The following is a 13595-nucleotide window of genomic DNA, read 5'->3' on the forward strand; positions in this document are numbered from 1 at the left end:
TTCAGGCAGCCTTTGCTTCGGCCCCGTACAGAGCCTCCTTGAACGGCGCCGCGCCGACACGGCGATAGACGTCGAGGAATTTTTCCGAAGGCGCGCTGCGTATCGCCAGATAGGTCTCGACCAGCGTTTCGATCGCATCGACGATCTCGTCGGGCCCGAAGCCGCGGCCGATGATCTCGCCGACGCTGGTGTTCTCGTCGGCAGAGCCACCCAGCGTAATCTGGTAAAGCTCCGCGCCCTTCTTCTCCACGCCCAGTATGCCGATATGGCCGACATGGTGATGGCCGCAGGCGTTGATGCAGCCCGAGATCTTGAGCTTCAGTTCGCCGATCTCGCGCTGACGCTCCAGCGACGAAAACCGCGTCGAGATCTGCTGCGCGACGGGAATGGAGCGCGCATTGGCGAGCGCGCAATAGTCTAGGCCGGGGCAGGCGATGATGTCGCTGATCAGGCCTGCATTGGCCGTGGCAAGCCCGGTCTCGACCAGCGCGTCATAGACGGCCTTCAGATCGGCGCGCGCCACATGCGGCAGCACCAGATTCTGCTCATGCGTCACCCGCACCTCGTCGAAGGCGAAGCGTTCGGCAAGGTCGGCCACCGCCTCCATCTGCTTGTCGGTCACGTCGCCCGGAACTTCGCCTATCCCCTTCAGCGAGATGGTCACGGCCGCATAGTCGGGATTGCGGTGCGTGGTCACGTTCTGGCCGAGCCATTCGGAGAAGGGGCGCGAATCGAGCCGGGCCAGACGCACCGCCTCGTCGCCCTCCGGACGGGGCGGAAGCTCGGGAGGCGCGAAATAGGCCCTGATCGCGGCCACATCGGCATCCGGCAGCTTCAGCTCGCCATCCTTCAGCGCCTGCCATTCCGCCTCGACCCAGCTTGCCAGTTCCTCGGTTCCGGTCTCGTGGACGAGGATCTTGATGCGCGCCTTGTACTTGTTGTCGCGCCGGCCGTTCAGATTGTAGACGCGCAGGATCGCCGTCACATAGGACAGGAGATGTTCCTGCGGCAGGAAATCGCGGATTTTCTTGCCCACCATGGGCGTGCGGCCGAGGCCGCCGCCGACATAGACGGCAAAGCCCAGCTCGCCCGCCTCGTTCTTCTTCAGGTGCAGTCCGATGTCGTGGGTCTTGATGGCCGCACGGTCGCGCTCTGCCCCGGTCACCGCGATCTTGAACTTGCGCGGCAGGTAGGAGAACTCGGGATGCACCGACGACCACTGGCGCAGGATCTCCGCATAGGGGCGCGGATCGGCAACCTCGTCGGCCGCGGCACCGGCGAAATGATCGGCCGTGACATTGCGTATGCAATTGCCGCTGGTCTGGATGCAATGCATCTCGACCTGCGCCAGATCAGCAAGGATGGCCGGAACGTCCGACAATGCAGGCCAGTTGAACTGGATGTTCTGGCGCGTGGTGAAGTGCCCATAGCCCTTGTCGTAGGTGCGCGCGATATGGGCCAGCATGCGCAACTGGCGCGGATGCAGCGTGCCATAGGGAATGGCGATGCGCAGCATATAGGCGTGAAGCTGGAGATAGACACCGTTCATGAGCCGGAGCGGCTTGAACTGATCTTCCGTCAGCTCGCCTGAAAGCCGTCGCTCGACCTGATCGGCGAACTGGGCAACCCTTCCCTGAACAAATTCGTGGTCGAACTCATCATAACGGTACATCGGTGGTCCTCCGGCTTACGCCGCGTGCTGCGTACGGGCCTGCTTGCCCAGATCGTTGCGGGTTGTGGGACCGGCGGCGCGGATACGCTCGCGCAGCCTGAGGGGGCGGACGGTGCCATAGACGATTTCCACGTCGATCAGATTGACATCGACCACGAGATTGCCTGCAAGGCCCTGCGCGCCGGCACTTTCCAGCGCGGCTTCGGCTTCCTTGTCCCCGGCGATTTCGGCCTCAGCAATGGTCTCGACCCATCGGCCATGCGCATACCAGACGACCTCGCCGTCGCTCAGCCGGTTTGCGGTCAGAATCTTCATGGTGCGGCCTCCTCCGAAACGCGCTGGCGGGACGGAACGGCAGCAAGCGCCTGCGAACGGCTGAAGTCGGCCCCCGCCACCGCGTCTCCGATGATGGTCATCACCGGGCCGGTCAGGTCGTGGCGCTCTTCCAGCGCAGGCAGATCGGCCAGCGTTCCGTGGAAACGTCGGCAACCCTGCAGGCTGGCATTCTCGACCACGGCGACCGCCGTATCCGGCGAAAGGCCGGCCGCGATCAGCCGTCCCGCAACTTCCGCCGCAACCGAGCGACCCATATAGACGGCAACCGTGGCGCCCGAGATAGCGAGCTTCGCCCAGTCCGGCAGCGATCCGCCCTTGAGATCGTGGCCGGTGGTAAACACCATGGACGAGGTGACGCCGCGCAGCGTCAGCGGCAGTTCAAAATCGGCGGCAGCGGCGAAGGCCGCGGTCACACCCGGCACAACCTCATAGGAAATGCCGGCCTCGCGCAGCGCAGCCATTTCCTCCCCAGCCCTGCCGAACACCAGCGGGTCGCCGCTTTTCAGGCGCACCACCCGCTTGCCTTCCCGGCCAAGCTCCACCAAAAGCGCGTTGATCTCGGACTGGCTCTTCGAGTGGCAGCCCTTGCGCTTGCCGACCGCGATACGCTCGGCGTCGCGACGGCCCATGGCCACTACGGCCTCGGGAACCAGCGCGTCATGCAGGATCACGTCGGCCTCCATCAGAAGGCGCTGGGCCCTGAGCGTCAGCAGGTCTTCCGCGCCGGGACCGGCGCCCACCAGCGCGACATGGCCGAAATTGCGCTCCGGATTGCCAAGCATGGCGGATGCCGCCGCATGGGCGCGGGAAACATCGCCGCCCGCCACGGCGCGTGCGGGCGCCCCTTCAAAGAACTCGCGCCAGAAACGGCGGCGCGGCAAGCCTTTGGGCAGCAGCCGCTCGGCCGCGTCGCGGAAACCGACCGCCAGCGAGGCGAGCGTACCGAGCGACGGCGAAAGCATGCGGTCGATGCGCGCGCGGATCATCTGGGCGAGAACCGGCCCCGCTCCTTCAGTGCCGATGGCAATGGCGACCGGCGCGCGGTTGACCAGCGCCGGGGTGAAGAAGTCGCACAGTTCCGGCCGGTCGACAGCATTGACGCTGATGCCGAGGGCGCGGGCGTCTTCCACCACCCGGCGGTCAAGCTCCTCGTCGCCGCTGGCCGCGAAGACGAGCGTCGCCCCCGCGAGGTGTGCGCGCGCGTATACGTGCGAAATGTGGGCCGCGTGATTGGCGGAAATCCAGTCCAGCAAATCCTGGGATGCGTCGGGTGCGACGATCCGCAAAGCAGCGGATGACTGGCCGAGCAGCCTTGCCTTGGCAAGCGCTTCCTCGCCATCTCCGACGATGACAACGACCTCGCCTTCGACCTTCATGAAGACGGGAAAAGCGTTCAGCTTGGGAAAATCGTGCGGCATCGCGGTAAAACCCTGTACAGGCTGGTATTTCTAGCCTGACAGGGGTTTGGAGCGAAGGAACGGGCTCGCGCCTGCCTTTGCGGCAGGCAATGTTTTTTGCCCCGAAACGCGTCTGAAAAGAAAATCATTCCAGCAACGGCAACCGCGGCACGCTTTGCCGCGAGCTGGGCTCAGACGTGCTGGCCGCCATTGATGTGGATTTCGGAGCCCGTCACATAGGACGACTGGCCCGAGCACAGGAAGTAGATGATATCCGCCACTTCCGCCGTGGTGCCCAGGCGCCGCAGCGGAATGGTCTCGACGATCTTCTCGGTGCCCGGCGACAGGATTGCCGTGTCGATCTCGCCCGGCGCGATGGCGTTGACCCGAATGCCGTGTGGCCCGAAGTCATGCGCCATCTCGCGCGTCAGCGAGCCCAGCGCCGCCTTCGACGTGGCATAGGCCGTGCCGGCGAAAGGATGCACGCGCGTACCGGCAATGGAGGTGACATTGACCACCGAGCCCCTGGCGGCGGCGAGTTCCTTGAACAAGCCGCGCGCCAGCATGATCGGCGCAAAGAAATTCACCTGAAACACGTCGCGCCACACATGCATGGGCGTGTCGAGCGAATCCATGCGCTGGTTCTTCGGCATCTTGGGCGAAATACCGGCATTGTTGACCAGCGCATTGAGCTGGCCGCCATTCGCTTCCAGCCTGTGACGGATTTCCGCCACCGCGATGCCGACATCCTCGGGATCGGCCAGATCGACCTTGATATGGTCTTCCGGCCCGGCCGGCCATGGGCAATTCTCCGCGAAAGCCTGCCGCGAGCAGGTGATGACGCGCCACCCTTCCATGGAAAAACGCTTCACCGTCGCATGGCCGATGCCACGGCTGGCCCCGGTCAGAACGATGGTCTTCCTGCTGTCTGTATGCGTCACGACGAAACCGACCCGTTGATGTATGAACAGACATCTAGCCGAACGCGAAGGTTCTGGCGAGAGCCACACGAGAGACAACTCTTGTACGGAACGGCGAAATATCAGCCGCCGGTCAGAATATCGAGGATCGACGTCGTGCCCTTCTTCATCGGCGCCCCGACCTCGCCCGGCGGGACCGGACGCCGGATCGAGGCCGTCGGTGCGCGATCAGATGGCATGGCAGGATGCGCGTTTCCGCCACCATTGCCGCCACCGGCGACAGGAACGGAGGGCCGCGCGACCGCTGCGGGCGGAACCGGGGCCGCGCGCTGGACCGGCTCTGCCGGGCGCACGCTGACAGGTGCAGGTGCCGATACCGTTTCAGCCGGCTCGCCGATGGCAATCTCCGGAATGGCGGGGGCAACGGGCGCGCGCTGCCAGCCGCCCGGCAGGCGCGCCACCGGTACGCCCTCATGCGCGGCCACCATGAATTCGTGCCATGCCTGCGCCGGAAGCGCGCCGCCGGTGACGTTCTTCATAGGCCGCGCATCGTCATTGCCGAACCACACGCCGGTGGTGAGATTGGCCGTGTAGCCCACGAACCATGCGTCGCGCGAATTCTGGCTGGTTCCGGTCTTGCCGGCCGCCGGCCATGCGAAGGCCGCCTTGCGCGCCGTGCCGACCTCCACCGCGCCCGCCATCATCGAATTCATCATGCCGACGATCTCAGGCTTCAGCACGCGCGGTGCGGAACCTCCGGTGAATTCATACAGCACCTTGCCTTTGGCATTGGTCACGCGCTTCACGAAATGCACCTGCGGGCGATAGCCGCCATTGGCGAAAGGCACATAGGCAGCGGTCAGTTCCAGCGGCGTCACTTCCGATGTGCCGAGCGCGATGGAAACGTTTTTCTGAAGATCAGACTGCACGCCCATGCGATTGGCGATCTCGATGATCGCCTGCGGGCCTACTTCCATGGCAAGCTGGGCGGCAACCGAGTTCAGCGATTTGGCGAGCGCGGTCGACAGCGTGACCTTGCCATAATACTTGCCGCCGTAATTCACCGGCTTCCACTTGCCGATCTGGATCGGCGCATCGTTGCGCACGCTATCTGGCGTGCGCCCTGCTTCCAGTGCAGCGGCATAGACGAACGGCTTGAAAGCCGAACCGGGCTGGCGTTTAGCGCCGGATGCACGGTCGAACTGGCTGGTCGAATAATCGTAACCGCCAACCATGGCGCGCACCGCGCCGGAATTGTCGATGGAAACGAGCGCGCCCTGGCTGACGTCGAGCTTCCTGCCGTTCTCGTCGATCAGCCGGCGGATGGAACGCTCGGCAAGCTTCTGAAGATCGAGATCGATGGTGGTGTCGACGATGATGTCGCCCTCCACCTCGCCGATCAGGTCGGGCAGTTCCTCCATGATCGTGTCGGCAACGTAGTTCTCTGAACCCGTCCAGTAGGACGGCACGCGCGCAGCGGGCGCGCTCATGGCATGGGTCATCTCGCGGGAACTGACCAGCCCTTCATCCTGCATCGCGGCCAGCACGAGTTGCGAGCGCGCTTCCGCAGCCTTCGGGTCGCGCGCCGGAGACAGCCGTGACGGCGCCTTGAGCAGCCCCGCCAGCAAAGCGGCTTCCGACAGGGTCACGTCGCGCGCGCTCTTGCCGAAATAGCGCCGCGATGCGGCCTCGACGCCATAAGCTCCCGAACCGAAATAGACCCGGTTCAGATACATGGCCAGAATTTCGTCCTTGGTGTGCTTGTGTTCCAGCCACAGCGCCAGCAGCACCTCCTGAACCTTGCGCTCCAGCGTACGGTCGGGCTTGAGGAACAGGTTCTTGGCCAGCTGCTGGGTCAGCGTCGAGCCACCCTGCGAGAGCCGCCCATGCATCAGGTTGGTGACCATCGCACGGCCGAGACCCAGCGGATCGATGCCGAAATGCGAATAGAAACGGCGGTCCTCGATGGCGATGACCGCCTTCGGGATATAGGCCGACATTTCCGAAAGGTGCACCGCCTCGCCGCCACTCATGCCGCGGTTGGCGATCAGCCGTCCGTCGACCGACACGATCTTGATGTTGGGCGCCCTGTCGGGGATCGACCATGTGGTGGCGGCCGGCATCTTGGCGCCATAGTAAACGACCATGCCGGCAGCGGCGATGCCGGCCCAGATCGCCAGCACGAAGCACCAGTACACCATGCGCATGAAGAGGCCGAACAGGCCGCGGCGCCTGCCCCGCCCGCCGCGCGCGGAGCGCGCCTTTGCGGAACGCCGTGGCTTTTCCGCCCTGTCCGCCTTACGAGAACGCGGCTTGCGGCCGGCAGGCACGACCCGGTCCTCTTCACGCAGGGAGAAACCCGCAACGGAAGCGTCGCGCGCCGGTTCCCCGAAGCTTGGTTCGATGCGTCTGTTCCTGCGGTTCGCCATGCGCGATGCCGTACCTTCCCCCAGCCAATGGCGATGAGGTGAAGGTTAGTTAAGGCAATTTAAGGGCGGGTTAATTCCGGGAAAACCAATGTGCAGCATATTCAAATGCTTGGCTTTCATCCGTTGCCGCTCTGTTCACAATGGTTCAGTCAGCGAAACGGTTCTTTCGATCGGCGTCACGCAATCTACCGCATTACGGCCGGAGGAAGAAATCCGGTGCGGGAGGAGCAGCCCTCACCCACCGGACCCTCAAGCGCAGGATCGGAATGACCATTTAGACAAAACGGCCAGACCGATCCGGGAAAGGCTCCAGAGCATTTTTGCAGCCAGATGGAAACATCTGGCATCGCATAAATGCTTCCAAAACAAAGAGATAGAGCATTTCTGCGGTTCAGGGAAAAGCAGATATGCTCTAAGCCGAAAGTTCTCTGCGGACGATTTCCGCGCCTGCGCTCAAAGCTTTCAGCTTGCCTGTCGCGACCTGACGAGACAACGGCGCCATGCCGCAGTTCGTGCAGGGATAGAGTTTGTCGGCATCAACGAACTGCAGAGCCTTTCGCAGAGTGCTGGCGACTTCTTCCGGCGTCTCGATGGTATTCGTCGCCACGTCAATGGCACCCACCATCACCTTCTTACCTCGAATGAGTTCAATCAGGTCGATTGGAACATGCGAGTTGTGGCATTCGAGCGAGATCAGATCGACGCTGGATTTCTGGAGTTTGGGGAAAGATTCTTCGTACTGCCTCCACTCCGATCCCAACGTCGTTTTCCAGTCTGTATTGGCCTTGATGCCGTAGCCATAACAGATGTGCACCGCAGTTTCGCAGTTGAGCCCTTCCATTGCCTTTTCGAGGGTCGCCACCCCCCAGTCATTCACCTCATCAAAGAAGACGTTGAATGCGGGCTCGTCGAACTGGATGATATCGACGCCGGCAGCCTCCAGTTCCCTGGCTTCCTCATTGAGGGCTTTGGCGAACTCCCAGGCCAGTTTCTCGCGACTCTTATAGTGGGCATCATAGAGCGTATCGATCATGGTCATCGGACCGGGCAGAGCCCATTTGATGGGCTGCGTGGTCTGCCGACGCAGAAATTTGGCATCTTCGACAAAAACCGGCTTTTGGCGGGAAACATCGCCGACCACCGTCGGCACACTCGCATCATAGCGATTGCGAATTCGGACCGTCTCACGCTTCTCGAAATCGACACCGTTGAGGTTTTCGATAAACGTCGTGACAAAATGCTGGCGCGTTTGCTCGCCGTCGCTGACGATGTCGATGCCCGCCTGTCGCTGATCGTCCAGAGACAAGCGCAGAGCGTCCCGTTTGCCCTCGGCCAGTTCCTCGTCCTGCAGCTTCCATGGCGACCAGAGCTTCTCAGGTTCCGCAAGCCAGGAGGGTTTTGGCAGGCTGCCGGCTGTTGATGTAGGCAAAAGCGTTTTCAAGACAGATGACCTTTTGTTTCCGTTCAATCAAAGAGCGTAGTTGGCGGACCACTGCTGAAGAATGGCCCTGTATGGTTTGATGAAGTGCTCTTCGGCAAATTTTCCCTGCTCGATGGCCAGCCGGCTGCGTTCTTCGCGATCGTAGACAATCCGGGTCAGTGAATAGTCCTGATGCTTCAGGCTTGGCTGATAGTGTGCCCCCGCAGCAGAATTGGCGTTGTAGATCTCGGGCCGGTAAATCTTCTGGAAAGTCTCCATCGTGCTGATGGTGCTGATCAGCTCCAGATTGGTGTAGTCACCGAGCAGGTCGCCGACAAAATAGAAGGCCAACGGCGCAACGCTGTTCGGAGGCATGAAATAGCGAACCTTCAACCCCATCTTCTTGAAATACAGATCGGTCGAAGATAGCTCGCCCTGCTGATACTCAACGCCCAATACAGGATGACGGTTTTCTGTCCGGCGGTATGTCTTGCTGCTTGACGCGCTCAGGCAAATGACCGGAGGCTTGTTGAAATGCTCTTTATAGGCATTTGAGTTCAGGAAGCACCTGAACAATTTTCCATGAAGATCACCGAAATCATCGGGAATGCTGAATTCAGCCCGATCCTTGTTATGCGCCGGCAGCAGCACGCTGAAGTCATAGTCGCGCACGTAAGAGGAAAAATTATTCCCTACAATGCCCTCGATGCGCTCATTGGTCTTGTGATCAACGATAATCGTTTTCAATATTTCAATAAGCGGGAAGGCATCGCTGTCGCCTTCATCGCCAATGGTCATCTCAGCCGAAATGATCTCAAGCTCGACAGAATAACGATCAGCTTTGGGGTTGTCCCAATGCGCCAGTGCGTTGAACCTGTTGTCAATCATCCTCAGGGCATTGCGCAGGTTTTCCTGACGGTTCTCGCCCCGGGCCAGATTGGCGAAATTGGTCGTGATACGCGTGCTGTCCGCGGGACGATAATCCTCATCGAAACGAACGCTCTTAAGGCGAAACGTGAAATCGTTATTCCTCGCGGCCGGTCGGCGATCGACAGGCGGCGCTCCCGGGGAAGCATCGGAAATTGCGGTTTGAGACATGACTTACCCCAATAAGTTGGGGGCATGGGTCAGCGGACACATAGCAGGATCGACCGCGACGCGGTCTCCGCTACGGCACACCGGGACACCCCGCCCGTGGACGTTATTTCGCCAAGGCAGGTCTCCTGGCTCGCGGGTCGGCGCTGCTGCCCGTCTTCCCGGGGTTTCACCCCAGTGACATGCTGGACATCAGCTCGCCGCTTACAGTTGCGGGGGCAGCTCCGGCTTTCCCGAAAAGACGAGGCACCGGCTTCCCTCTTAGCCCCGGCGCGTTGCACGCAACGACCGGAGAACCTAGGCACGCGCACCTTCCTGCAATTGCAGTCCGAAGTCAATAGGATATAAAGGAATGTTTATATCTTTAAGTCGCAAATGCCAATATCAGGTTCTTCAGTGCCGGCATCTGAACAAAAAAAGCCCCGGCTGATTGCCGGGGCTTCGATTTCAGAGCCGTTCAGTGTTTCACGGAATCATTGAACGGCTCTAAGTCTTTGTTTTGGCGCATTTCCGAACCGGAAAAGTATCTCCACTTTTCCTGGAAACGCTCCAGAGAGAAACCAGATCAGAACTTGTAGTTGAAGCCAACCCGGACCGTATGGAAGTTGAACTTCCGGTCAATGTTGACATCAGCACCACCGATGGTGTCCGAGAACACATTCGCCTTGCCGAGATCGGTGTAGAGATATTCCGACTTCACGGTCCAGTTGTCGGTCACGGCATATTCCGCACCCGCACCCACAGTCCAGCCGGTCTTCGTCTTCTTCACGCTTTCGTTGAAGGCGGTACCGCCCAGATCGCCCTTGGCATAGCTCTTGGTTTCGCCATAGGCGAGACCACCCGTGGCGTAGACGAGGAAGCGGTCGGTCGCCGTATAGCCGAGACGGGCGCGGACCGTGCCGTACCAGTTCAGCTTCGTGCCGATGGCAGCATCAAGAGTGCCAGCGCCAAGCACATTGGCGGAGATATTGGTTTCGCCCTTGACGTTTCCACCCTGAAAATCAGCCTCCACACCATAGACGATCTGATCGGCCTGGAAGTTCCAGCCCGCCTGAACGCCGCCAAGGAAACCGCTGGAGTTCATATTCAGCGAACCGCTGGCCAGCGTACCCGTGGTGTCGGTGACGCTGAACGGATGCTTTGCCTTGCCACCGCCATAGCCAAGGTTGAAGCCGACATAACCGCCGGTCCAGCTATAGAAGGACGCCGGGGCCACCGGGGCAGGCTCGCTGTAAACAATCGCATCAGCAGCATAAGCGCCACCCGAAGCAAGAATGACTGCAACAGCAGCAAGAGAGAGAACTTTTCTCATGACAAAACCTCTTAGTTGAAATCGTGAAATTAACTTACGATCGTCGTCGTAAAATGTCTGTAACATAAAAGACACATTTCGTTACGAAGATCAAAATTCCATAAAATACAGATATTTGAATAGTTAATAATAAATTAAACATACACAAAATGAAATGAAGCCACTCAGAGGAGAAAAATATCTGAGTGGCATCGGATATAACCTTACGATAGGTAAGGATTATGCTTAAGTCACCGCTACACCGAACATAATTTGCGCTGATTTACTATCAGCTCAGCGCGGAGGCAATTTTGTCCTTGAGAGCAAGGCGGCGGCGGCGCAGTTCCGTTTCGGCATCGTCGCTGATCGTGTCGATACGCGTCTCGGACCTGTGTATCTGATCGTTGACGTCGTCATACTCTTCGAGGACACGGGCGAACTCCGGATCCTGCGCCTTGAGAGCATGAATTGCATCGAGCTTGCCGGGGAATTCTTCGCCGAGGGTATGCGGGGTGTTTGACATGTCGCCTCCTGTGGTTTGCTTCCCAAACATAGAAGGTAGGGCGTCGGCCCGGTTGATCAATGTCAAACAAATGGCTGACCCAGCGGAACATCGTGTCGCAGGTCACAGCCTTCGCCGTGCGGGGCAGGCCAGTCAACGATACCGGCAGAATTCCGGGCTGAGAGTTTGCCTTGCCCGTCGATGGTTTCAAAAAAACGCCACCTTCGACGCAACAGCAGCCCGCAGCATCGGGTTACTGCTTACAGGTAAACGCCGCGTCAGTGAACGGTTTCGAGCCCCAGCTTGCGGCGCAGACGCCCGGTCCGCTCCCTGAACATGGCATGGCGCTCGGCTTCCCGCGTCGCGGCAAAAACCATTGAGAGCAATTGCTCCTTCTCGGTCTCGTCGAGAAGAGGCTTCAGGAATTCGGCCGTCTTGTCGATGACCGTCGGCACGTCGGCAACCTGATCGCTGGCCCATTTCGCATAGGCGATCGCTTCGTCGAGTTGCTTGTCGCTTCCGGCTATCAGGGCGATCTGCTCGCGCACGCGTGTCTCGATGATATCTGTCACCGGCCGGTCTTCCGCCGCTATCGCCATGACCACGGTGGCGGCAGCCGTCACAGGGTGATCGATGACTGCGACCGGTGCGATGGCGGCCTTCTTGCGCAGCTTGTTGCGCCGCATGTTGCCGCGCACCTTGCCGACGGCATCCGCCACCTCATTGGCGGCGTCGCTCATATATTTGAGCCGATACCACCAGAATGCCGCAGCCGCGAATATGCCGATAACGGCTACCAGTATATGCATGATCGGGCCTCCATGCTTCGCCTATAGCGAAAACGGCAACCGATCGACAAGACCGTCGGCAGATGAGGCGTCGCCTTCCGCCGGCGGTTACCCGCCAGCGGAAACGATACCAGAGGAAATGAAGGGCGGCTGAAAGCGCCTTCCCGCTCCCCGAAGTGAATCAGCGAACGACCAGGACCGGCACCTTGGAGTGGGTCAGCACTTCCACCGTCTGGCTGCCCAGCAGCAGGCGGCCGAGGCCGCGGCGGCCGTGCGAGGCCATGACAATCAGATTGGCGTCTTTTTCCTCGGCAATCTCGATGATTGCATCGGCGGGCCAGCGGTCCGCCAGATGCTCGACATCGGCCTTGATACCCATCTTTTCCGCCGCCGCGCGCGCCTTTTCCAGAATGCCGCCGGCGAAGTCCTTCTGGCCTTCCTCGTAACGGGAAATATCATTCGGACCGGCAACCCAGCCCGAGGCTGTCGCGCCGGCAGCGACGGGGAAAGGCTCCGTAACCATCACGAACGTGACCTTGGCGGACAAGGCCTTGGCCAGCGACAATCCATGATCGATGCCCTTCTGGGCAAGTTCCGATCCGTCGGTGGCGATGAGGATGTGGGTGTACATGGCTAAACCTCTTGTTGTGTCCTGTCAGAAAACCAGAGCCGCATAAGGCTCGCAAGTGCACAGACCGAACGGATAATGATGGCAGTTCATATCATGCGGAACCGCACGGCCTTGATGCAGGTCAAGTTTCGGGCATGAGCCAAATGGCCAGACAAGCTGCCGCGCCCAAGGCGATGCTGCGCCATCCCGATCACTTTCGGTTACAGGCATCCGTTTGCGGGAACCACGGCCGATCTGCGGCGTTAACCATCGATTCTCCACCAGTGTTTGATGTCGAGGGAGGTTGCCGATGGATCGCCTGCAGTTCTTTTCGCCTGTCCGCGTCTCATTGGGGCGTGGCCAGCCCGTTCACACCATCGAAAATGTGACCGATGCGCTCGTTTTTCTGCGTGAATGGCCGATAGGCCGGCGTGGCCCTGTCTACCGTTGCGCTCTGAATTGTTGCGCAGCGGCAATGGCCGCCCAGATGAGCGCGGAAGAAGCCCGAAAATCATTCGCCGGTTTCGCGCGCATCACCGGATTGCTGGTCGACAGCGGCCCGGCGCCGATGGTTGCGACCACGCGTTCGACGCTGCATCGCCCGACAACGTGAGCCGCTCAACGCGGAGCCTTCCGCCCGAAGGATCAGAAAAAAAGCCGCCCCGTGATCTTCACGATCGCGGGGCGGCGCATGTTCATCAGTTCTGCTCGATGGAAACGCCGCCCTCATCGATCCTGAGTTCGACGCCGGCAGGTTTCGTTTCCTCCCGATAGACATAGATGCTGAGACCGATCACGACGACGACCAGCGCGCCGATGAGGAGGTAGAGGTTGCTTCTGTTCATGGACACGCTTTCCGGTCAGTTTCAGGCCGACTTCACAACACGGATCAGCAACAGCAGGATTATTGCGCCGATCAGCGCATTGATGATGTTGGCGATGACACCGCCGCCGATAACGATGCCAACCTTCGGCAAGAGCCAGCCGGCGATGAACGCGCCGACGATACCGACCACGATGTTACCAAGCAGGCCGAAGCCGTACCCTTTGACGATCAGTCCCGCGAGCCAGCCTGCGATCGCACCTACGATAAGAAAGACAATAAGACCTTCCGGACCCACGACGTTCCCTCCAT

The 13595-nt window shown here is 60.3% G+C and carries 14 protein-coding genes and 1 riboswitch; of the genes, 1 reads left to right on the forward strand and 13 read right to left on the reverse strand.

Going from position 1 to position 13595, the window contains the following annotated elements:
* Position 1: 1 nt before the first annotated feature.
* The 11 genes from HNR59_RS20805 to HNR59_RS15490 form a co-directional block, all read right to left on the reverse strand.
* Entirely contained in the window at positions 2-1672 is a 1671-nt protein-coding gene (locus HNR59_RS20805) for a nitrite/sulfite reductase (RefSeq protein WP_246374738.1), read from the reverse strand.
* A 15-nt stretch (positions 1673-1687) separates the two neighbouring features.
* Positions 1688-1987 (reverse strand): DUF2849 domain-containing protein, encoded by a 300-nt coding sequence (locus HNR59_RS15445; RefSeq protein WP_183831914.1) that lies wholly within the window; start codon positions 1985-1987, stop codon positions 1688-1690.
* Positions 1984-3426 (reverse strand): siroheme synthase CysG, encoded by a 1443-nt coding sequence (gene cysG / locus HNR59_RS15450; protein WP_183831915.1) that lies wholly within the window; start codon positions 3424-3426, stop codon positions 1984-1986. The genes HNR59_RS15445 and cysG overlap by 4 nt, the downstream gene beginning before the upstream one ends.
* Positions 3427-3596: 170 nt before the next feature.
* On the reverse strand, positions 3597-4346 hold the full coding sequence (locus HNR59_RS15455; protein ID WP_183831916.1) for an SDR family NAD(P)-dependent oxidoreductase: 750 nt from the start codon (positions 4344-4346) through the stop codon (positions 3597-3599).
* Between the two features lie 101 nt (positions 4347-4447).
* The gene (locus HNR59_RS15460) at positions 4448-6754 is read right to left on the reverse strand and encodes a transglycosylase domain-containing protein (RefSeq protein WP_183831917.1); all 2307 of its coding nucleotides are present in this window, start codon (positions 6752-6754) and stop codon (positions 4448-4450) included.
* Between the two features lie 412 nt (positions 6755-7166).
* The gene (locus HNR59_RS15465; RefSeq protein ID WP_183831918.1) at positions 7167-8195 is read right to left on the reverse strand and encodes a methionine synthase; all 1029 of its coding nucleotides are present in this window, start codon (positions 8193-8195) and stop codon (positions 7167-7169) included.
* 27 nt (positions 8196-8222) lie between these two features.
* Complete coding sequence (locus HNR59_RS15470) at positions 8223-9272, reverse strand: DUF1852 domain-containing protein (protein WP_183831919.1); 1050 nt, start codon at positions 9270-9272, stop codon at positions 8223-8225.
* Positions 9273-9370: 98 nt separating this feature from the next.
* Positions 9371-9585: riboswitch (cobalamin riboswitch) on the reverse strand.
* A gap of 249 nt (positions 9586-9834) precedes the next feature.
* Positions 9835-10581 (reverse strand): outer membrane protein, encoded by a 747-nt coding sequence (locus HNR59_RS15475; RefSeq protein WP_183831920.1) that lies wholly within the window; start codon positions 10579-10581, stop codon positions 9835-9837.
* 268 nt (positions 10582-10849) lie between these two features.
* Positions 10850-11083, reverse strand: a complete 234-nt coding sequence (locus HNR59_RS15480; RefSeq protein ID WP_183831921.1) for an HP1242/YdcH family protein — start codon at positions 11081-11083, stop codon at positions 10850-10852.
* Positions 11084-11340: 257 nt separating this feature from the next.
* A complete protein-coding gene (locus tag HNR59_RS15485) occupies positions 11341-11871 on the reverse strand; it encodes a hypothetical protein (protein WP_183831922.1) in 531 nt (176 codons plus the stop codon).
* A 160-nt stretch (positions 11872-12031) separates the two neighbouring features.
* Positions 12032-12481 carry a universal stress protein gene (locus HNR59_RS15490; protein ID WP_183831923.1) on the reverse strand — a complete coding sequence of 150 codons (450 nt, stop codon included), beginning with the start codon at positions 12479-12481 and terminating at the stop codon, positions 12032-12034.
* Positions 12482-12770: 289 nt separating this feature from the next.
* Here HNR59_RS15490 and HNR59_RS15495 point away from each other — a divergent pair, with 289 nt between their 5' ends.
* On the forward strand, positions 12771-13073 hold the full coding sequence (locus tag HNR59_RS15495) for a DUF982 domain-containing protein (protein ID WP_183831924.1): 303 nt from the start codon (positions 12771-12773) through the stop codon (positions 13071-13073).
* An 85-nt stretch (positions 13074-13158) separates the two neighbouring features.
* Here the strand turns inward: HNR59_RS15495 and HNR59_RS15500 are convergent, their stop codons facing one another.
* Positions 13159-13305 carry a hypothetical protein gene (locus HNR59_RS15500; protein WP_183831925.1) on the reverse strand — a complete coding sequence of 49 codons (147 nt, stop codon included), beginning with the start codon at positions 13303-13305 and terminating at the stop codon, positions 13159-13161.
* A gap of 21 nt (positions 13306-13326) precedes the next feature.
* A complete protein-coding gene (locus HNR59_RS15505; RefSeq protein WP_183831926.1) occupies positions 13327-13581 on the reverse strand; it encodes a GlsB/YeaQ/YmgE family stress response membrane protein in 255 nt (84 codons plus the stop codon).
* Between the last annotated feature and the right edge of the window lie 14 nt (positions 13582-13595).

The sequence above is a fragment of the Aquamicrobium lusatiense genome, assembly GCF_014201615.1.
Taxonomy (GTDB): Bacteria; Pseudomonadota; Alphaproteobacteria; order Rhizobiales; family Rhizobiaceae; genus Mesorhizobium; species Mesorhizobium lusatiense.

What these genes read in the sequence shown, in the direction of transcription:
- HNR59_RS15500 (WP_183831925.1), bottom strand. Translation starts at nt 13,305, where the DNA reads ATGAACAGAAGCAACCTCTACCTCCTCATCGGCGCGCTGGTCGTCGTC.
- HNR59_RS15495 (WP_183831924.1), top strand. Translation starts at nt 12,771, where the DNA reads ATGGATCGCCTGCAGTTCTTTTCGCCTGTCCGCGTCTCATTGGGGCGT.
- HNR59_RS15445 (WP_183831914.1), bottom strand. Translation starts at nt 1,987, where the DNA reads ATGAAGATTCTGACCGCAAACCGGCTGAGCGACGGCGAGGTCGTCTGG.
- HNR59_RS15460 (WP_183831917.1), bottom strand. Translation starts at nt 6,754, where the DNA reads ATGGCGAACCGCAGGAACAGACGCATCGAACCAAGCTTCGGGGAACCG.
- HNR59_RS15475 (WP_183831920.1), bottom strand. Translation starts at nt 10,581, where the DNA reads ATGAGAAAAGTTCTCTCTCTTGCTGCTGTTGCAGTCATTCTTGCTTCG.
- HNR59_RS15480 (WP_183831921.1), bottom strand. Translation starts at nt 11,083, where the DNA reads ATGTCAAACACCCCGCATACCCTCGGCGAAGAATTCCCCGGCAAGCTC.
- HNR59_RS15485 (WP_183831922.1), bottom strand. Translation starts at nt 11,871, where the DNA reads ATGCATATACTGGTAGCCGTTATCGGCATATTCGCGGCTGCGGCATTC.
- HNR59_RS20805 (WP_246374738.1), bottom strand. Translation starts at nt 1,672, where the DNA reads ATGTACCGTTATGATGAGTTCGACCACGAATTTGTTCAGGGAAGGGTT.
- cysG (WP_183831915.1), bottom strand. Translation starts at nt 3,426, where the DNA reads ATGCCGCACGATTTTCCCAAGCTGAACGCTTTTCCCGTCTTCATGAAG.
- HNR59_RS15470 (WP_183831919.1), bottom strand. Translation starts at nt 9,272, where the DNA reads ATGTCTCAAACCGCAATTTCCGATGCTTCCCCGGGAGCGCCGCCTGTC.
- HNR59_RS15490 (WP_183831923.1), bottom strand. Translation starts at nt 12,481, where the DNA reads ATGTACACCCACATCCTCATCGCCACCGACGGATCGGAACTTGCCCAG.